Origin of the sequence: Amycolatopsis ultiminotia, from assembly GCF_039536925.1 — a bacterium.
GTDB classification, from domain to species: Bacteria; Actinomycetota; Actinomycetes; order Mycobacteriales; family Pseudonocardiaceae; genus Amycolatopsis; species Amycolatopsis ultiminotia.
The window spans coordinates 555893-573938 of the sequence record NZ_BAAAZN010000003.1 but is presented as its reverse complement, the minus strand read 5'-3'; the positions used below and the strand labels follow the sequence as shown (position 1 = coordinate 573938).

The following is an 18046-nucleotide window of genomic DNA, read 5'->3' as shown; positions in this document are numbered from 1 at the left end:
CGGTGGCGTGAAGATCGACACCATCGGCTCGGTGCGTGAGGCCGGCGCGACCGTCGCCGTCGCCGGCGGCGCCATCTACAACGCCACCGACCCCGCCGCCGCAGCCAAAGAACTCAAAAAGCGCGCCACTGCCTGACCACACACAAACCCGGCGCTGACCGAACAATCCAGTGGTGTTCCGGACCTGGCCGCGGCAAGTGAGCGCGACGCCGGACCAGTCGTCCGGCCACCACTGGACGGAAAAAGTGTGGTGGCTCATGAGAATCCGGTGAGCCGCGTCGGGAGACTCGAAGAGAGAAGGGATTCGGCGTGCAAGACCAAAAGTCAGGTGCTCGGTCCAACCGGGCAGCAGCGGCACACGACACCTACTGCGCCTTGCTGCTGCAGGCCGCGGGCGTGCTGCGATTGCGCTACGTGCGGTGCACCCGAGACGCCGGCCTGTCCCCAGCCGCGGCAGAAGAGCTGGCAACCGTCTTCGAGGGTCTCGCCGAGGGTTCTCCGGACTTCGACCAGATCGACCCCAAGGAAGCGATCGCCTTGGCACACCGACTGATTGACGACGACAATCCGGAGCTGTCCGGAATGTGGCCAAGGGCCAGATGACCGGTCGCGGGTTGCACCGGCCACCCCGTTGAGCACAACTGTGCACAGGTGATCGCGAGGGCCTGTCACGATCGCGTGCGTCAACGGGCGAGGAAACCCGGTGACGAAAGGAGAACCGGCCCCGGTGTGGTCCGCCGGTCAGGTGTCGATGACCGATGGGCCTCGCCCGAAATCTCGGATTTGTTCAGGCGACTATCTCCCTTCAGGGAAAACATCCCGGCGAGACAGTCGATCGTGACCACGGCAACGATGTTGCCGCCGAATACCTCGCCCAACGCGGCCCGCTCGGTCGCAGGTGGTCCTCACGTCGCAGCTCGAGGAGGTTCGCGACACGGGCGACGGCAAGGTCCGCCGTCTCGACCAGGCACCGGTGACCGGGCTCGGTGTGGAAAGCGGGTGGTGCCACCGCGTCTCCCGCTTCCATGGCGACCGGCCGATCCCGGGCCGCCGCCCAGCCCGACCGCACTCGAGGATCATTCGCAGCTCAACGAGGAGTACACGATGACCACTGCCGTAGCCACCGAAGCCACCGAGGCCCCCGTCCGAACCACACCGGAGGGCGACCCGGCCCTGATCGGCGTGCCCACCTTCATCGTCGGCGCGATCGCGCTCGGCCTGGTGCTGACCGGGTACGTCCCGGCCGACGCCGTCGGCGCGTCGATTGCGATCATCCTGCCCGCGACCGGCCTTGGCCAGCTCATCGCCGCGATATGGGCGGCGTCGCTCGGCCAGAACGCCGTCGCCTCCGTGTTCGGCATCTTCGCCGGATTCTGGATCAGCTACGCGGTGCTCGTGCTCGGCCTCACCCACAACTGGTTCGGCGTCGGCGACGCGGCGATCTCGACGCAGGGCCTGTTCCTGATCGCCTGGCTGGTCACGATCGTCCTGCTGACGCTGACCACGCTGCGACTGCCCGCTGCCTTCACGGTGCTGTTCGTGTTGATCGACATCGCACTCGCCCTGGTCCTGTACGGCACCGTGGGCGGCTCCACCGGCGCCACCACCGCCGGCGGGTACGTCACGTTCGCCTTCACCGCAGTCGGGGTCTACCTGTTCGTCAGCGCAACATCCGCCGCAACCGGCGGCAAGCCGTTGCCGCTGGGCCGCCCGGTACTGAACTGACCCCCCAAGCCCAGCGCTCCGACCAACACGCCCCACCGCCGAACAGCAGAAAACCCCCTGGCAACAGGGGGTTTTCTGTATCTGCAGCGCCACAACACCGCCGCCACCGTCCGCCATCCCCCGAGGCACTACAACCCGAACCCCAGGTACAAGCAACCACCGAGCAAGCCCCAACCGACGCGACGAGGGGACCTCAGCGTGAGCCAACAGTACAAGCGTACGTGACAAATGGTGAGATGATTTCCCCGCAAGACACAAGCAGGGACCCTGTCTCCCAAGAGAAACAAGGCCCCTGACCTGCTTTTACTGTCTCGACCAGACGTGCGCCCGAAGGGATTCGAACCCCTGACCTTCTGATCCGTAGTTCGGACGCTGGTGTGGGGATGGCCGGAGCGCCTGGTCACGGTAGGCAGCAGTTGCGCGAAACTGGGCGTATTCGGCATCGGTGGGCAACAGTTCGTGGACCAGGTTGTGGACCAAGATCACCGACATTGAGTTGGTGGACCCCGTGTCGCGCCGGCGTTGCCTGCCTGTGCGCGCTGCGCAACCGCGGCGCGCTCCAGTTGCCGCTCGTACTTGGTGACCATGACGCGCTCCTCCTGATGACGAGGCCGGGGCGAGTGCTTCCCCCACTCGCCCCGGCACACCAGAAGAGTAGAACACACGTTCGATTCAAGGCAGCATCCCCAGATGGAGCGCGCACGCAATGAAGAAGATATCCGTTTTTCGAAAAAGCCCCGTTCGAGGTGATCCAGCGGCCGTAGTCGAACGGCAGGGCCGTACGCTGGGCGCGGGTGCGGGGCCAGATAGCCGCTGGCCCCGCACCCTTCGATCGTGGGTTCAGTTGCCGCACTTGCAGCAGACCCAGCCCATGCCTTTGACGTAGTGCTTGTAGCAACCCTCGGCGCACACGTTGAGGAATGCGGCGGTCCGGATCATGGTGCGCAATCGTTCACGCATCACTGCTCACCTCCTTCCGCTGCTGTTCGTCCTTGGTGGGTGATGGCTTCGGGGGCGGTGAGGATGGCGCGCAGGCGTTGCCCGATCCAGGCGCCGACGGCTGGGGAGACGGCGTTGCCGAACCCGTCGGTCTGGTCACGGGCCGAGCCCCACACCTGGAAGCTGCCAGGGTGTCCGGGTCGGGTGACGTCGAATCCACACCCGACCCCGATCTCAGGGGCGCTCATCATCCGGAAGAAGCAGTCCAGCAACGGAATCTCGGCCAGCATCGTCTGCCACGCCGCGGCCGGCTGAGGCGCGCCGGTGGCGGTGAGCAGGCCGGGGATCTGGTCGGAGGTCACGGTCGGCATCGCTTCGGCGTGCACGGTGGGGATGGTGTTCTGTCGGAAGGGCACGATCCCGGCCGAGACGATCCGGTGCGCGGCCAGCACGGTGCCGGTGGTGAGGATCGCGGTTTCCTGCTGGCTGGTCTGGGTCGCCAACGGCTGCCACAGGTGTTTCTCGGTGCCGTGCACGGCTTTCGCGGGCATGAGCACCGCGGGGAACTCGGCGAACCGGCGGCGGCAGCGTTCGGCGCGTGCCATCGTCGCCGCCGCGAGCGGCCCGATGCTGCCGTCGCGCTGCTTCTTGATCGGCTTGTCCCCGATGCGGGTACCGAGGTTGCTCAGGTCGAGCGCGGCCAGCGACGGCGTCATCGGCGGCACGACCGGCCCCCGGCAGGACGGGCAGGTGTAGTGGTACTGCGTGCCGTAGCGCACCGATCCCGAGGCGGGGACCCCGGTCTTCCAGCTCCACACGGCCTGCACGGCACGGTCGCAGCGCGGGCAACGAGCCTCGGGCCGGTGGGCGAGGTCCGGGGTCGGCAAGTGCCGGTCCCAGAAGGCGATGTAGAGGCGGTCGCGGGACTGCGGCACCCCGAAGAACATCGAGTTCAGATACAACACCCGGTGCCGGTAGCCGAGGTTCGTGAACTGCTTGAGCCACCACTTGAACGTCGTGCCGTCGCCGACCTTCGGACGGCCGGGCAGCGCCGGTCCCCAGGAGGTGAGTTCGGTGGTGCACTCGATGAGGATCAGCCGCGGGTGGTGGCGGGCGGCGTAGTGCAGCACGCAGTTCGCGGTCGCCCGGTCCCGCTCGGAGCGGGTGACACGGGCGTCGAAGTCCGGGTCGTCGAGGTCGAACAGCGACAGGCCCTGCTCATAGGCCTTCTGCGTGTTGGCCTGGGAATGGTTGACGCACGACACCCCGGCGACCAGCAGATCCGCGGCAGGCAAGTCACGGGCGGAGTGGTAGTCGGCCGAGTCCGGGTCGACCAGGTCGGCGATCCAGTGCTCAGCGTCGGGATGGTTGGCCTCGTGCACCTCGACCTTGTACGAGTTGTGGTTCGCGGCCATGATCGTGGTGAACCCGGCCTGCTTGATCCCCTGCGTCAGTCCCCCGAACCCGGAAAACAGATCGACCGCGACCAGATCGTCATGACGGAATCGGCGACGACGAGCCGCGGGCCGATGCGTAGCGGTCCTGGTCCGGGCGGTAGCGCGACGGGCTTTCGCCTGCGTGCTCATGCCCCACCGCCCGTGGAGACGTAGTTGGCGCCGAACTGGCCGTCGGTCCACACGTACAAGGCGTGCAGTGCCAGCTCCAGGCCGGTGACGACGCCTCGGTCATGGTCAAGCCCGAGCCGGTCGGCGTTGTCCGAGTACTGCTGGCGGAGTGCGGTCATGCGCCGTACCGCATCGCCGAGGTTCATTCGCAGCTCGCCTCCCGGCGATGGGATGCTGCTGCCGTTGGTGGTGGCCATGGTGATCCATCCTTTGTGGTCGGTCAGGAGTCGATGCGGGAGGCGAGGAACGCGGCGGGGTCGTTGGCGTCGGGCACGAACGCCCGGTCGCGCGCGCTGATGCTGTCGAGCACCTGGCGTGGGGTTTCGCCGGTGTCCTGGCAACGCTGCAGCGTCTTGTACTTGAGCGCGCCGTACGCCTCGGAGCTGGCGATCTCGTGCAGGTCCGTCGGGAACACCGCGCCGAGGGCGTCGGCGAGTTGCTGCTCCAACGTCCGGGACGGCTCGTCGTACTCGGCGGGGTCTTTCTCATCGCCGATCGGGTTGCGGGCAGCGGTTTTCAGCGCTGTCGCGAGGAACGCCGCGAACCGGTCGGCAATGTCGTTGCCCTCGTCGTCGGAGGCTTCGTCGATGTGGAGCACGACCTGGCTGCCGCCTTCGTGGTAGTTCTCCCCGGCGTGCAGGTACCAGCCGGCGGGGATGATCGCGTCGGGGTCATCGGGGTGGCGGGTGGCCGCAGGGATGTACTCGATCCGGCAGGTCTGGGCAATCTCGCGCACGGCCGCGTCGGCGATCGCGTCGCGGGTGGTGGCGTCGTCGCTGGTCATCGTGATCTCCCGTTCGTGAGTGCTGGGTTGCTGGGGTCGGGTGGGTTTCTTCGCTGCCCGTAGGGCGGGCGACGGCTTCACCCCGTCGCCCTTAGAGGCGCCACGCACGGCCCCGGAGGCTCGCGGTCAAGGGATCAGGCCGAAAAAGTTTTGAAGCCACGCGCTTTTGGTGGGTTCAAAAGTTTTTCGGACCCCTTGATCGTGAGGTGGGGCCGTGCTAAGCCGGGCTGCGAAGCTCGAAGACACAGGCCGCGCTTGCGCGGACCTTGTTCCGCCCGCAGAGGGCGGCTTCGGTAGCGGCGACCGGTTGTGCGTGTGGCTGGCACCGTTCGGGCTGGTGCTTTTTGTCGGTCTGCCGTGTCACTCTGGGGGTATGGAGTTGACCGGGCACGATTTCGATGGCATCCCGAAGGGGAATGTGCGTGTGCCGGTGGTCGAGTTCGCGCGTCTGTGGCTCGCCGCCGAGCAGCGCTATGAGGCGGAGCCCACGTGGGCGAATTTCGGTGTGGTGCAGACGTGCCGCTGGCTGGCCACCGCGACGGTCCGGCCGGCGCAGGGCCCGTGGTACCTGGCCGAGGCGCCGGTGACGAACCGGTTCGGGCAGGCCCACGAGGAGACGATCGAGGCGGAGTCTCTGGCGGCGGAGGTGTTGTTGTTCCGTCGTCCGGTGGCTCCGTGGCTGTCTGAGCGGCCGGGCTGGTTGCTGGCGGTGGTGCAGACCCTGGCGTGGGCGTGGCGTCGCAGCGGCTGCCCGCCGATCGACGTCCCCGCCCACGTCCAGGGCTGACTGTTCATCACTGCAGCGTGTCTGCCGCCTCGTCGGCGCGCTGTTGCTCGGCGTCGACGGTGTGGCGGCGGTGCAGCTCGGCCGCCTGTGCCTCCTCGGCGGCGTGCTGGGTTTCGGTTGCCTGGCGGGTTTCGATCTCCCGTAGGGCGCGTTGCGCGCGCTCGATCGTGTCCGCTGTTTCGTCAGCGGAGGGCACCCGGACCTCCTCCGAATCCGCTGCGGCCGGTTCTGTCGCGGCGGTGTCGCGCAGGTCATCGATCTCGGTTTCGGGCATCGTGTCCTCCTCGTGAGCGTCGGCGACCGACGCGGTGTCGGCGGTGCGCTGGTCGACGATGTCGGTGAGGTCGTGCTCGCCGGTGACCTCGCGGTGGCTGTCCTCGGCGGCCTCGTGCTCGCGGTGGACGTCGAGCCATTCCGCTGCGGTGACCGTTTCCGGTGGTGTGGCGGCGATGTTGCGTGCGGCCAGTTCGAGCCGTGCGCGGTCACCGGCGGCGCGGGTTTCGGCGGTGTGGGCGTACCACGCCGCCCGTGCCTCGTCGGCGTCGTGCAGTTGCGCCGTCCGCTGGCCGAGGATCTCGGCCAGCGCGTCGGCCTCGTCGGCCTCGGCCAGGAGCCGTTCCCGGACCTCGGGGTTGGTGGTGGCCTTGGCCTCGGCGCGGTGCAGCTCGGCCTCGCGGCGGCGAGCGGCGGCGGCTTCGTGGGTGCCGGCGAGTTCGTTCCCGACGAATTCCGGTCCCCATGCTTTCTCCCGTTCCCACGAGCGCACCCGCACCAGCAGCTGACCGTCACTCATTTCCAGCTCGTCGCGGCCGGATTCCGGGCGTCCGAGCGCCCGCCACGCGGAGCGCCACGACGCATAGGTCTCGACCTGCCCGGCCTTCGGCGCGGGCCCGAGCGCGGTATCGGGGTCCTCGTGCGCGGTCAGTTCGCGGTGCGCAGCGACGGTCCCGGCCCGTTCGATCCAGCGGTGCTGCTGCTCGGGCTGTTCCGGCACCGGGCCGAACGCTTCAAGCGCCCACTGCTGCGGATGCTCGGCCAGCTGCCGGCCGAGCTCGTGGCGACGCTGGTCGGCGGTGTCGGCCAGCGTCGCCAGATACGCGGCCCACTGCGGGTCCTCGACCCGCGGAACCCAGTCGGCGTAGCTGTCGCCGACCGGGTCGAGGGCAACAGTGTCGGTGATGCGGTGGTGGATGACGTTGGTCAGCTGCCGCGACCCGGACAGCGACCGGGCGGTGATCGCGTCAGCGAGCACCTGCTGCGGGTCGTGCCCGGCCAGTTCGGCACGGCGCAGCAGCCGCGCGAGGGTCGGCCCGCCGTCCTCGGCGGCGATCCGGGCCCGCTGATCGGCGGTCAGGGTCCCGGTGGTGGTGAGGTCGTCCAGCCAGCGGGCGGTGCGCCCGGCGGTGGCCAGTTCGGTCGCGTCGGCGAGCAGTTCGGCCGGGGTACGGATCGCATCGGTCTCGGCAGCGGATTCGGCTGCCTCCGCGAGCGCGGAGCGCTGCGGCCCGGCACCGTCGAACGCGCCCGCCAGGACAGCCGACGGGGTGCGTTTCACCGCCTTGAGAGCCGCGCCCTCGGGGGCGTCTTTGGGCACGGCGAGGGTGGTGACGTGGGCGGTGTTGTTCTCCCGGCCGCGGGTGAGCCCGACGTAGAGGGCTTCCTGTCCGGTGTTCTCCGTCGCCACTGCGTGGCTGGTGTCCACGGTGAGTCCTTGTGCACTGTGGACGGTAGAGGCGTAGCCGAGCACCACGTGTTCGCCGACGTAATCGGCGGGCAGAGCGATCCGCCCGCCCAGTACTTCACCGATCCCGTCTTCACGGCCGAGGACCGGGGCGACGACCAGCCCGCCGTCGTCGCGGGTGTCGAGGACCCGGTATTGCTTGCGGTTGATCGGGACTTCCCGGTTGCCCTCGACTCCGGCGAGGTCCCAGCCGTTGCGGCGGGCCTGCACGAGGTCCCCGATCCCGGCGTAGGTGCCCTGCATCCCCAGCGGCACGCCGTCCTCGGCGACCTGGCCGAGGCGCACGAGGTCACGGCGCAGTTCTGCGCACAGGTGCGCGGCCTGCTCGTTGGTGTCCACGATCAGCAGGGAGCGTTTCCCGGCGAGGGTGTCGCCGAGCCAGGCTTTCGCCGCGCTGGTCTCGGCCTGCTCGCGGGTTCCGGCATCCAGCAGGCGCCCGTTCTTGTGGTAGTCACCCAGCACGCTCGCGTCGCCGTCGCGCAGCCGCAGCGACGCGGCGCGCTCCCACTCGGCACGGAAACGGCGTACGTCGGTCAGTTCGTAGACCGCGCCGGCGTCGGCAATCAATTCCATGCCGCCACCGGCGCCGACCGCGGCCAGCTGCCGGTGGTCCCCGGTCAGCAGCAGTTTCGCCCCGGCCTGCTGCACGTGGTGGTGGATGCGGGCGAGGTCGGCGGTGTTGGCCATCGCCGACTCGTCGACGACGACCAGGTCACCGGGGTCGAGTTTCCATGCGGCGTGGTCGGGGTGGGTGGAGCCCTCGGCGAGTTTGTCCTGCGCGCCCAGCCAGCGGGCGATGTTGCGGGCGGTGAGGCCTTCACCGGCCAGCACGTCGGTGGCGACCTGGCTGGAGGCGAGCCCGACCACGGCGCGGCGCGTCCCGTCCCACAGTTCGGGGTCCTGCCAGGCTTTCGCCAGCGCGCCGACCACAAAGGACTTGCCGGTCCCGGCCGGGCCGACCAGCGATTCCATCGCCGCACCCGAGCACAGCACGCCACGCACTGCCGCGGCCTGATCAGCGCCGAGCACCACACCGCCGTCGGCGAGCGCCTCAACGAACGCCTCGACGGCCGCGTGGTCCAGTGCGGGCGCGCCGCCGCCCGCCGCAGCCGAGGCCAACGCCCGCTCGGTGTGCACATGTTCCGGTGTCGCGTACAGCTTCCGGCCCGGCGCCTCGTAGACGGACTGGCCGTTGGCCAGTTTCAGCTCGGCCGGCAGCACCGCCGTGCCCGGCCGTGCCGCGTGCAGCGGCGTCGCCAGCTTCACACCCTCGGCGGTCAACGTGTCGAGCAAGCGGGTCACGTCCGCGCCGGACAGGTCGCCAAGCTGATCGGGCAGGGCATCGCTGATCGCCCGGGTCAGATCGGGCGCGGTCCACCCGGCTTTCGTCGACTGCACATCGGCGAGCGCGGTCTTGAGGACCTCCTCCGGCGACCAGGTCGCCTCCTCCCGGGCCTCGCGCGACAGCGTCAGCACGTCACGGGCGACACCGGCAAGCCCGTCGGCGACCTCTGCACGCAACTCCCGGTCCCAGCGTTCCAGCCGGGCCTCGGTCGTTTCCCCGTCGTGGGACTTGGCCCTACGGGTCGCGAACGTGGCCTGGCGCTGCAACCGGTCCAGCTCCAGCGAGTTCGGCTCGCGGCCGAACTTCGCCTCGAACGCCTCGACCAGGGTCGCGGTCTTCTTCGTGATCGCTCGCCGACGCGAAGAAAACAGGTCCATCACCTGCTGATCGATCCCCACGACCTCGCGGGACTTACCGTCCGGGCGGGCGGCGAAGCGCACGCCGAGCGCTGTCGCGAGGTGTTCCTCGGTGGTGCGCTCCCCCACCGCCGCCGCGGCGCCGCGGTGGGCGTACAAGGCCCGGCCGTCGATCGTGCGCCACTGCCCATCGGCACCTTCGACACGGTTGAGGATCGCGTTGTGAATATGCAGCTGCGGATCATGGTTGCGCGAATCGTGCTGGAAAAACGAGGCCACCACGAGGTCGTGGGCGTCGATAAACCGGCCCGCGGCACCCCCGTGGTGCCCGACCCGCGAGTAGCCGGCGTGCTCGGACAGGTAATCCAGCGCCGCGCGGTTCCCCGCCCAGATCGCGTCCTCGACCGCGTCCCGATGCTCGCGCCACGCAGTCGCGGCCGCGATCGCGTCGTCGCGCTGGTGCGCCAGCTCCGCCAACTCGCCCGCGTCCGCACCGGAACCGGCTGCCGCGGACAGCGTGTCCGACAGCCGCCGTGCCGTCCGTTCAGCCTGAACCTGCTGCGCCTCGAACGCCGTATGCAGCACCGTCACCGACTTCTGAACGCTGAACGTCGCGTCCAAAAACGCCACGTTCTGCCGCGCGGACTTGTTCGCCTCCAACCGAAGTTCCTCCCGGCGTTCAGCCGTCGCGCCCGGTTCGGCGTCCAACGCCGCGGCGTACAACTCGTCCGCCGTTGGATAGTTCCGGCCCGTGTGCCCGAGAGTGGACGCCCCGGCCCACCGCTTCGGATCCCTGAACGCCTCGTCGCGCGGATCCACGAACTGCTCATACACCGCGCGCATGTCCTGCTCATCGACCAACCCGATAAGGCCGAGTTTTTCCGCCCCAGCGCCATACCAACGACCCGGCGGCTCCCCCTCCGCCACCGCGTCCGTGTAGTAGTTCTCCCGCCCCTTCGCCACCTCGTCGGTGAGGTACTTAACCGAGTAACCGTTCGACACCGTCAGCATTCCGCACCCCCGAACAAGATCAATAAGCGACTTTCAAGATCAACAAAGTGTGGTGCGGTCCCGGGCGCCCGCCAGGGCGCACCGGCCCGACAGATCGTGATGCATAGGTGTGCATCGTTCTTTGGCTTTGGTGTTGAGCTGGGTAGTGAGTTGTGGGACTGGGTGATGGGCTTCGTGAGTGTGTTGGTGGTGAGTGCTGTGGTGGTGAGGCTTGTGATGGTCATGAGTTGGCTTGGTTGGTGGTGAGTTCGGTGATGAGCTGCAGTGGTGCGGGCTGGTTGCGGAGGTCCTGCAGGGCGGTTCCGGCGGTGCCGCGGGAGACCCCGGCGAGGTTCATCAGTTCGTCGACGGTCGGGAGGCGCCCGTGGTGGGCTTGGTGTCTGCGCGCCGCCGCACGCGCCCGGTCCTTCTTCGGTGACGACGGTGCCGCGGCTGGACGCTCCGGGGTTTCCTCCGACGGCGCCTCGGCTCCCGGCTCGCTCGACCGGACGGATTCCGGCTCCGGCGTTGTACGTTCAGCCGCCTCCGGCCCACTGGACGGGTTCAACGCCGGAGGCTGTACAGGCCCCGGTTGAACGTACGGCGGTTCCGGAGTGGTCGACTGGACGGGCTCCGGCTGAACGGCCGGGTGGGAGTCGGCGGGCTCGGAGCCCGGCCTCGGGTGCGGAACCGGGGACCGCGCGGTGATCAACTGGTGGACGACGACGCCGCCGATGGACACCACCGCCATCACCACGCCGGTGTCCCAGTGGTGACCGGTCGAGTAGCCGTGCAGGAAGTTCAGCCCGGCCGCGACCGCGGCGAACACCCACACCCCGGCCTTCAACCATCCGGTCGGCTCACCACGGCCCGTCGCGAGCGTCACCGCGAACGCGAACGCCCACATCGCCGCCTCGCTGAACAACGGCAGCAATGTCCCGACCGGGCCGAACACCTGCTGCCCATAGGCGGCCATCGCCGACCATGCCAGCACCGCCGGAACCAGGATCACCGGCACGAACAGCAGATCCAGTGCATGCTTGCGCGACGCAGCCGCGGCAGTTTTCAGGAAACGGGTTCGCGCCGCCTGCCGCGCAGCAGTCCGCACCTCACGAGCCTGCCGCATGGCGATCTCCGCGGCCCGCTGCTGCTCGAACTCCAGGCGGCGGTCCTCACGCTGCTCGGCACGCTCTGCAGCCTTGTCCGCCCGACGCTGGTCCGCGACCGCAGCCCGGTCCGCCCGGGCTTCCTCCCGCCGTGTCGTCACATCGTCCCCGCTCATCGCGATCCCCACTCGTCACTCGTCACGTCGGTCGCGGCGCACACCCGGTCGTCGCTGTTCCATCGGGCGCACCGCTCGGCCCGGCAGCTGTCTTCCTGCTCGACCTCGGCCTGCTGCACTGCCTGCTCGGCCTGCGCGACCGCGCGTCCGCAGTCCTCGACCGTGGCTCGCAGTGGCGGTGGATCGGGCTCGTCGGCGAGCACCTCGTCGATCCGGTCCAGCACGTCATCGGTGCCATGGCCGGTGTCCCGTTCGCCGCGGTGGTCGTCGGTCTGCTGGTGTGTGTCCTCGGCGCCCAGGGTGTCGACCCGCCCGGTGTTCATGCCGACGAGCCGGGTTCGGGCCGCCGCGGCGAGATCCCGCAACGATCCGTCGTCGTGTTCCTGTGCGCTGCAGGTTGCGCATTGGCCGACGTCGAGGTTGCAGCCCGCGAGATGCCGGTCGATCTCCTCGGCCTGCTGCACGACCTCACGGACCTGCTCGATATCCAGCTGCGCCACCCACGCGGCGTTGGCTTCGCGTTCTGCACGCAGTTCCGCCTCATGCTGCGCAACCTCGATATCCAGCTGCGCCGACCACGCGGCGTTGGCTTCGCGTTCCGCACGCAGTTCCGCCTCATGCTGCGCAAGACCGTCGTCGTCATCCTCGTCGGCCCGCCGGTCGAACTGCTGCGGAGCAGCGCCAAGGTTGCGGGCGATCCAGCTGCCCGGTTCCGGTGCCCGTTCCGGCACTTCCGGCGCTGGTGGTGGGTTCCACCGCCAGCCGGCGTCGTTCACGTCGGCCTCGCCGACACCCGCGGCGGGTGCTTCGTCGACCTGCTCGTCAAGCAGCGCGTCGGATTCGGGAACGGTGATGGGTTCTCCTGGCTGCGCTTCCCGGACGTGCCCGTCGGGTTCGACCCGTGTACCGGGTGTGTGGACCGTCGCGAGGTATGCGGCGGTCTTGCCCCGGGCCGTGTCCGGGTCGTCGCCGTCGCTGACCAATCGCTCATACATCCCGAACGCCTGCTCGGCCAGATCGCGCTCGCGTGCCTCGGTGCAGCCACCCAGTGCCTCCTCGCGGGCACGCGTGAACTGGCTGCGCACCGCGTAGTGCACGTTGTCCAGATCGAGGCCGAACCGCTCCAGCTGGCGATCGAACTCGCGCAACGCGTCGCCGACGGTGTGGTAGTCACGCAGTGCGGCAGCATCGGCCGCGGTCGCCGCCCCGGAGGGGAGGTTCCGCGCGATCCAGCTGCCCGGTTCCGGCTCCACCTGCGACACCAGGTGACCAAGTCCCAGGGCTTTCCGGCTGTCGATCGCGCGCCCCCGGGCCAGTTCGACGCCGGCGCCCGCATTCAGGGACGCCACGAACGACGCGGCGATATCGCGCGCGTCCCGGCCCATCAGGTGCTCAACCTCCGCGAGCGCCACCCGGTCGGGGCGGCCCTGATCCCGCAGCTCCAACACCCGGCCGATCGCCGTATCGGCGAGCTGGCGCACACCGTCCACGAACTGCTCTTCCACGCGCCGACGCTGGGCACGCCTGCGGAACCTGTCGACAATGCCCATCACCGGCCACCCCCACTGCGGCGGTGCGCGGCCTCGGCGGCACGAGCGTCCGCGACCACCTCGGCGTCGGGTTCGGGTGCGGTGCCGGTGCGGTCACTGCCCCACCACACCGCGATCGGCGCCAACGCCAACCCCGCGGGCACGATCGGACCCGGCCGGTGCAGCGCGCCGCTGTCCTGGTGCATCTCCAGCGAACAGTTCGCCGTCGCCGACCTGATCCGGCGCACCGCACCCGGCCGGTACCGGTCGTGCCAGTCCGCCGCACGCCCGACGGTGGCGTCCTTGTCCACATAGGCCGCCAGCCAGGTACGCATCAGGCACACCAGTTCCTCGACCACATCCGGGTGCCACCACCAACATTCCGGCACCGCCGCGGCGGCATCCGGGTAACGCAGCAACACCCGCACCAGCCAGAACGACAAATCCTCCAGCACCTGCTGCGCCGCCCCGACCGGATCACCGTCAGCGTTCCCACCGTCGCGCAGATCCAGCCACGACACCGGACGCGTCTTGCCGCCGCTGTCGTCCGGGCTGGCCTGATCCACCAAGGTCTTCACCACCCGCGCCAGCTTCGTCACCTGCGCAGGCAACGGCTCCACCTGCTCGGCCAGGGACGTGACCTGCTCCGGCAACGGCGTCACCGCCTCCAACGCCATCCGCAAGCCCTCAACCTCCCGAGCCAACCCGGCGACCGCCCGCATCGTGTCCTCCGGCCCGGTCGCGGAGCCGCCGTTCGGGGTGTTCTCCGTGCTCATCAGCGGTCGCCTCCCTCGTTGGCTCGTCGGTCCCCCAGCACGTTCCAGATCACGGTGAACGTCTCGCCCTGGCGTGCCATGGCTTCCTGGACGAACTCGACTTCCCCGACCGTCCGCCCGGCGAGGCGCCGCACGGTGTCCTGATGTTCATCGCGGCGTCCCCGGACGTACCCGCGGGCGCGCGCCTCACGCACCAGTTGCCGCATCGCGCTGCGGGACAACGTGATCCGCTGCACCGCCGGGTCGTTCTGCCCGGTGGTCATCGCGCACCGTCCCCGACCCCGGCGAGCAGGTGAACTTGCGCCACCCAGGAGCGCGCCATGTCCAGGTGCCGCGAGCGGTCCGGCAGGTAGGCGGGGCTGTGGACCGCGGCCAGCACGTGGGCCACGCAGGGCAGCACCACAGCATCCGGCACCGCCCGCCGGACCGCAGCGGCATGCTGGATCGCGCGGGCCAGAGCGAACACGACCGCCGCCGGCACGGTCATGTCCGCCGGAACGTTCACCAGGTGGCTGGTGGCGAAACGCAGCATCGTCGCGTGCAGCTCGATCACCGCGGATTCGCTGCTACCAAAGCCGGCCAGCCAGGGCTTCAGCTCCGACACATCGGCCTCGACCCGCATGCCGCGGAAGTCGACGGTGTAGCCGTCGCTGCCCATCTCGTGCTGCCGGAACTCCTGGACCAGGGTCTCGGTGTCGGCGTAGATCGCGGTGTTCATCGGGTTACCTCCACGAGGTCGAATCGGGTGTGCAGTTCGCGCCAGTCGGCGTGATGCCGTCCGTCGCGGGTGTGCCAGCGGCCGTCCGGGCCGGGACACCACTGCCGCATCAGGTCGTCGCGCACGGTCGGCCCATCAGTCGGCGCCGGGCAGGCCCCCAGGCCGGCCGCGAGCCACACCCGCGGCACAGTGCTGGTGCTCATCGCTTCCCCTCCCGACGTTCACGGGCGATACGGTCGTGTTCGCGGGTGATGTGCTCGTGCAGCTCCCACGGGTCCTCCGGTGCCGGCATGGCTCAGCACTCCTCGACGGCCGGATCGAACCCGGCCGCGCCGTCGTGTTCGGCGTCGTCGAGCCACGCAGTGAGGGCGACAAGGAGTGCGTCACCGGCCTGTCCGGGTACTACGCCAACGGCACGCATGGTCAGGGCTTCACCGGGAAAAGGCAGCTCGGCCAGATCAAGGAACCGCTTCCAGTCGGCGAACCGAGCGCGGATCTCTTCGCGGGACAATCCATCGGTGTCGACGTCGGCGACGGCCGAACCACGCGTGGTGAGGGTCCAGGTCACCGGCGGCAGGTCCGCGTCGTTGGCCCGGTCGAGCACCGCGGCGAGGACCGCATGTGCGCGTTGCTGTCCCCTTCGCCGCACGGCAGGAGTCACCTCGCCGAACAACTCATCGGAAATCGGGTTCACAGCGCCACCCCCGGGAACTCGGCGGTGTCGGACCAGTCCAGGCAGGTGTGTTCGGTGCCGGGCGGCACCATCTCGTGGGTGCGGTGCACCAGCTCGGCGACGTCGTCGCGGCGGAACACCACCACGGCCGACCCGCACGGCGAGGACAGGCCCAGCACGATCAGGTCACCGCGGGCGGTGAGCGTCACATCCCCGACACCGGCGCGGCCGTAGATCAGGGCATCGGCCAGCAGTTCCCGCGACAACGTCCATTCCAGACCGGGCTGCACCGCGTCGAACCCCACCGTGACCGCGTAAGGGTCGTCGCTGCGGTAACTGGCCGCCAGCGTCGTGTGACCGGACTCCAGCAACGCGGGCAGCGGCACAGTGATCGCGTTCATCGCTGCTCCCCCTCCCCCTGCTCGTCGGCCTCGCCGCGCACGGTGTCGGTGCGCACGGTGTCGAGGCGCACGACCTCGGCGTGCACCGGCTCGGTGCGGTCCTGCACCGGAACCCGCACCTCGGTCCGAGCAGCCCGGCGGGCCTCACGACGCGCCTCGGCACCAGCGGTGAACCACTCCTCCACCTGGGTCAGCCACGGCTCGATCCGGTCGGCCAGCCCGTCCACGAACGCACCCACCCGGATCGCGAACTCGTCCCGACGCCGGATCCACCGCTCCACCGCGAGGGCACGACGCTCGGCACGAGCAGCGGCCTTCACATCGCGGCGTTTCCACGCCATCTGCAGCTTCCCGACCGAAGCCGGCATGCCCCGGCGCACGATCACCGCGGTTTTCGGCGGCAGCTGCGAAATCTGGCCGGGCGAAAGCACCGGCACCTTCCGCGGCGAGCGCCCGGTCACCTTCCCGTCGGCGTCCTCGTTCTCGACGCGCTCGTCCCGATCCGACGTCAGCAGCGAGTAGGCATTGAGGTCGCTCTCGTCGCGGGAGCCACCGAGGATCAGCACCGTCGCGCTGTTGGTCATGATCGACGCGGCACCGGTGGCGCCCCACCGGGCGATCAGCTGCGCCCGGGACTGGGCACCGATGTGAATGGTGATGTTGCGGCCACCCATGTCCGCAGTCCACAGGTGCAGCGGGATCTGGCAGATCAGCGCCGCCTCATCAAGAGCCAGCGTCAACGCCGGGTCCAGCCGGCCACCCGGGCGCTGCGCCGCGATCCGCCGGGCTTCCCGGGCGATGTGCGCGGTCAACGCCGTCACCAACGGGGCCGTGTGCCCTTCCTCCGCACCCAGCATGTACACCGTGCCGGACTCGGCCAGCAACGCCTCCACATCGAAACCGCCCCCGGCCGCCGCGGCCCTCGCCGTCGGATCGGTCAACCACCCCAGCGCGGGCATGATCGTCGTGGTGATCGACGACCGGGTCCGCTCATTGGTGGTCAGGAACTGCTGCGCCGCGGTCGCGAACGTCGGCTCGCTGGAGCGGCGCAGCAGCCGCAGCACCTCGTCCGCCGCTGCCTCGGGGTCAGCGACCCACGCCTGCACCTTGGCCATGTCCAGCCCACCCAGCGCGGCGGCGTGCAGCAACGCAGCGAGGGCCTGCCTCGCCAGCGACCCCCAGTGCTCCCGCTCCGCGTCCTCCGCCGAGGGCACCAGGTCACCGGCCCGGTAGGTCGCCATCACCGGGTTCTCACACCCCGCCAGCGGGTCGAAACTGATCGTCGATTCAAGCCCGCCCAAACCGGAAGGATTGAACACGTACACCGGGCCCTCGCCGCGGCGCACACCCGCGGTCAGATCGATCAGGTCGGTACGGGTGGAAGTGGCGATCACCGCGCCCGGCGCGTCCAGGATCCGGCACGCCAGCTCGCCAGTCTTGCCCGTGCGGGGACCACCCATCCGCAGCGTGACGTCTTCCACCGGCGACCACACACCCTGGCCACCGACCCGCGCGATCCGCGTCGCGTACTCCCTCACCGGGGTCCGCCACCGCCGCAGCGCCGACACCGTCCGCAGGCTCGGGGACAGCACCTTCGCCTTCCGGCGCATCGCGAACCGCGACGCCACCCAAAAGATCTGCCACCGCGACGCCACACCCTCATTCCGCCGCGACCGCCGCGACCACCGCCCAATCAGGCCACGCGAACCACCGTGCCGGCGCATCCCGACCCCGGCCGCGATCACCAACACAGGCACCCCGACCAGGCCCCACATCCACAGGCCGTACCCCGGAGTCTCGGCCGGCGCGGTCACCGCAAACCACACCGCAACACCCACCAACCCAGCCGCCGCCATCACCAAACGCGCACTGTTGCCCCGCGCCAGCTCCACCAACCGGAACACCAACACCGCGGCACCCGCGACCACAAACCACGGCCACACCACCGCGAACTTCACATCCCAGCCAGCCAACGCCGCACCCAGAAAAATCAACACACCCGCCACCACGACGGCACCGAACGTACGCATCACGCAACACCCCCAGCCGCCTGCTCGCTCCAGCGCGCGGTCCACTCGGAGATGTCGAGGCAGCCGCCGGCGGCGAGGATGTCGTTGAGCAGCCGCTCGACGACGACTCGCGGCACGACGTAGCGGCCGCCGATCTTGAGGCCCGGGAATCGACCGGACCGCAGGTGTCGATACATCGTCGACGGATCGAGGCGGAACACCCCTGCCGCCTCTTCCACGTTGTAGAACGTCGGTTCAGGTCGCATAACTGCAGGTGAGAGCGACATCCTTGCCGCCCCACCCGCGCTCATCGCGTTGCCCATCGGAAAGCCCTTCTCTTCACCGCCGGACCGTCCAAGCGGTGTT

17 protein-coding genes are annotated in these 18046 nt (G+C 69.5%); 3 read left to right on the top strand and 14 right to left on the bottom strand.

Translation table 11 applies throughout. From position 1 onward, the window contains the following. Nucleotides 1-309: 309 nt before the first annotated feature. Nucleotides 310-603 (top strand): hypothetical protein, encoded by a 294-nt coding sequence (locus ABD793_RS10460; RefSeq protein WP_344858059.1) that lies wholly within the window; start codon nt 310-312, stop codon nt 601-603. A gap of 501 nt (nt 604-1104) precedes the next feature. Further along, nucleotides 1105-1725 (top strand): GPR1/FUN34/YaaH family transporter, encoded by a 621-nt coding sequence (locus ABD793_RS10455; RefSeq protein ID WP_344858057.1) that lies wholly within the window; start codon nt 1105-1107, stop codon nt 1723-1725. A 959-nt stretch (nt 1726-2684) separates the two neighbouring features. Here ABD793_RS10455 and ABD793_RS10450 read toward each other — a convergent pair. From ABD793_RS10450 to ABD793_RS10440, 3 genes are read right to left on the bottom strand one after another with little or no spacing between them, the layout of a single operon-like run. Further along, nucleotides 2685-4250: a DNA cytosine methyltransferase gene (locus ABD793_RS10450; RefSeq protein ID WP_344858054.1), complete on the bottom strand. Its 1566-nt coding sequence runs from the start codon at nt 4248-4250 to the stop codon at nt 2685-2687. Continuing rightward, nucleotides 4247-4486, bottom strand: a complete 240-nt coding sequence (locus tag ABD793_RS10445) for a hypothetical protein (RefSeq protein ID WP_344858052.1) — start codon at nt 4484-4486, stop codon at nt 4247-4249. The genes ABD793_RS10450 and ABD793_RS10445 overlap by 4 nt, the downstream gene beginning before the upstream one ends. Nucleotides 4487-4509: 23 nt before the next feature. Continuing rightward, nucleotides 4510-5073: a hypothetical protein gene (locus ABD793_RS10440; protein WP_344858050.1), complete on the bottom strand. Its 564-nt coding sequence runs from the start codon at nt 5071-5073 to the stop codon at nt 4510-4512. A 373-nt stretch (nt 5074-5446) separates the two neighbouring features. Here ABD793_RS10440 and ABD793_RS10435 point away from each other — a divergent pair, with 373 nt between their 5' ends. Then, complete coding sequence (locus tag ABD793_RS10435; protein WP_344858048.1) at nt 5447-5860, top strand: hypothetical protein; 414 nt, start codon at nt 5447-5449, stop codon at nt 5858-5860. A 7-nt stretch (nt 5861-5867) separates the two neighbouring features. Here the strand turns inward: ABD793_RS10435 and mobF are convergent, their stop codons facing one another. From mobF to ABD793_RS10380, 11 genes are all read right to left on the bottom strand, one after another. Continuing rightward, nucleotides 5868-10313 carry a MobF family relaxase gene (gene mobF, locus ABD793_RS10430; protein WP_344858047.1) on the bottom strand — a complete coding sequence of 1482 codons (4446 nt, stop codon included), beginning with the start codon at nt 10311-10313 and terminating at the stop codon, nt 5868-5870. Nucleotides 10314-10533: 220 nt separating this feature from the next. After that, nucleotides 10534-11574, bottom strand: a complete 1041-nt coding sequence (locus ABD793_RS10425; protein WP_344858045.1) for a DUF2637 domain-containing protein — start codon at nt 11572-11574, stop codon at nt 10534-10536. Continuing rightward, nucleotides 11571-13079, bottom strand: a complete 1509-nt coding sequence (locus ABD793_RS10420; protein WP_344858043.1) for a hypothetical protein — start codon at nt 13077-13079, stop codon at nt 11571-11573. The genes ABD793_RS10425 and ABD793_RS10420 overlap by 4 nt, the downstream gene beginning before the upstream one ends. 44 nt (nt 13080-13123) lie before the next feature. Beyond that, nucleotides 13124-13879 (bottom strand): hypothetical protein, encoded by a 756-nt coding sequence (locus ABD793_RS10415; protein ID WP_344858041.1) that lies wholly within the window; start codon nt 13877-13879, stop codon nt 13124-13126. Next, entirely contained in the window at nt 13879-14142 is a 264-nt protein-coding gene (locus ABD793_RS10410) for a hypothetical protein (RefSeq protein ID WP_344858039.1), read from the bottom strand. Before ABD793_RS10410 ends, ABD793_RS10415 begins: the two co-directional genes overlap by 1 nt. Further along, complete coding sequence (locus ABD793_RS10405) at nt 14139-14597, bottom strand: hypothetical protein (RefSeq protein ID WP_344858037.1); 459 nt, start codon at nt 14595-14597, stop codon at nt 14139-14141. Before ABD793_RS10405 ends, ABD793_RS10410 begins: the two co-directional genes overlap by 4 nt. Continuing rightward, nucleotides 14594-14800, bottom strand: a complete 207-nt coding sequence (locus ABD793_RS10400; RefSeq protein WP_344858035.1) for a hypothetical protein — start codon at nt 14798-14800, stop codon at nt 14594-14596. Before ABD793_RS10400 ends, ABD793_RS10405 begins: the two co-directional genes overlap by 4 nt. A gap of 92 nt (nt 14801-14892) precedes the next feature. Beyond that, nucleotides 14893-15291 carry a hypothetical protein gene (locus tag ABD793_RS10395; protein WP_344858033.1) on the bottom strand — a complete coding sequence of 133 codons (399 nt, stop codon included), beginning with the start codon at nt 15289-15291 and terminating at the stop codon, nt 14893-14895. Beyond that, entirely contained in the window at nt 15288-15671 is a 384-nt protein-coding gene (locus ABD793_RS10390; RefSeq protein WP_344858031.1) for an SsgA family sporulation/cell division regulator, read from the bottom strand. Before ABD793_RS10390 ends, ABD793_RS10395 begins: the two co-directional genes overlap by 4 nt. Beyond that, nucleotides 15668-17701, bottom strand: coding sequence for a TraM recognition domain-containing protein (locus ABD793_RS10385; protein ID WP_344858029.1), 2034 nt, complete (start codon nt 17699-17701; stop codon nt 15668-15670). The genes ABD793_RS10390 and ABD793_RS10385 overlap by 4 nt, the downstream gene beginning before the upstream one ends. Then, nucleotides 17701-17946: a helix-turn-helix domain-containing protein gene (locus tag ABD793_RS10380; RefSeq protein WP_344858026.1), complete on the bottom strand. Its 246-nt coding sequence runs from the start codon at nt 17944-17946 to the stop codon at nt 17701-17703. Before ABD793_RS10380 ends, ABD793_RS10385 begins: the two co-directional genes overlap by 1 nt. Nucleotides 17947-18046: the final 100 nt, after the last annotated feature.

Excerpts from the sequence above, each read along its gene's own strand:
- ABD793_RS10455 (WP_344858057.1), top strand. The coding sequence starts at position 1,105 with ATGACCACTGCCGTAGCCACCGAAGCCACCGAGGCCCCCGTCCGAACC.
- ABD793_RS10450 (WP_344858054.1), bottom strand. The coding sequence starts at position 4,250 with ATGAGCACGCAGGCGAAAGCCCGTCGCGCTACCGCCCGGACCAGGACC.
- ABD793_RS10445 (WP_344858052.1), bottom strand. The coding sequence starts at position 4,486 with ATGGCCACCACCAACGGCAGCAGCATCCCATCGCCGGGAGGCGAGCTG.
- ABD793_RS10440 (WP_344858050.1), bottom strand. The coding sequence starts at position 5,073 with ATGACCAGCGACGACGCCACCACCCGCGACGCGATCGCCGACGCGGCC.
- ABD793_RS10435 (WP_344858048.1), top strand. The coding sequence starts at position 5,447 with ATGGAGTTGACCGGGCACGATTTCGATGGCATCCCGAAGGGGAATGTG.
- mobF (WP_344858047.1), bottom strand. The coding sequence starts at position 10,313 with ATGCTGACGGTGTCGAACGGTTACTCGGTTAAGTACCTCACCGACGAG.
- ABD793_RS10425 (WP_344858045.1), bottom strand. The coding sequence starts at position 11,574 with ATGAGCGGGGACGATGTGACGACACGGCGGGAGGAAGCCCGGGCGGAC.
- ABD793_RS10415 (WP_344858041.1), bottom strand. The coding sequence starts at position 13,879 with ATGAGCACGGAGAACACCCCGAACGGCGGCTCCGCGACCGGGCCGGAG.
- ABD793_RS10410 (WP_344858039.1), bottom strand. The coding sequence starts at position 14,142 with ATGACCACCGGGCAGAACGACCCGGCGGTGCAGCGGATCACGTTGTCC.
- ABD793_RS10405 (WP_344858037.1), bottom strand. The coding sequence starts at position 14,597 with ATGAACACCGCGATCTACGCCGACACCGAGACCCTGGTCCAGGAGTTC.
- ABD793_RS10400 (WP_344858035.1), bottom strand. The coding sequence starts at position 14,800 with ATGAGCACCAGCACTGTGCCGCGGGTGTGGCTCGCGGCCGGCCTGGGG.
- ABD793_RS10390 (WP_344858031.1), bottom strand. The coding sequence starts at position 15,671 with ATGAACGCGATCACTGTGCCGCTGCCCGCGTTGCTGGAGTCCGGTCAC.
- ABD793_RS10385 (WP_344858029.1), bottom strand. The coding sequence starts at position 17,701 with ATGCGTACGTTCGGTGCCGTCGTGGTGGCGGGTGTGTTGATTTTTCTG.
- ABD793_RS10380 (WP_344858026.1), bottom strand. The coding sequence starts at position 17,946 with ATGCGACCTGAACCGACGTTCTACAACGTGGAAGAGGCGGCAGGGGTG.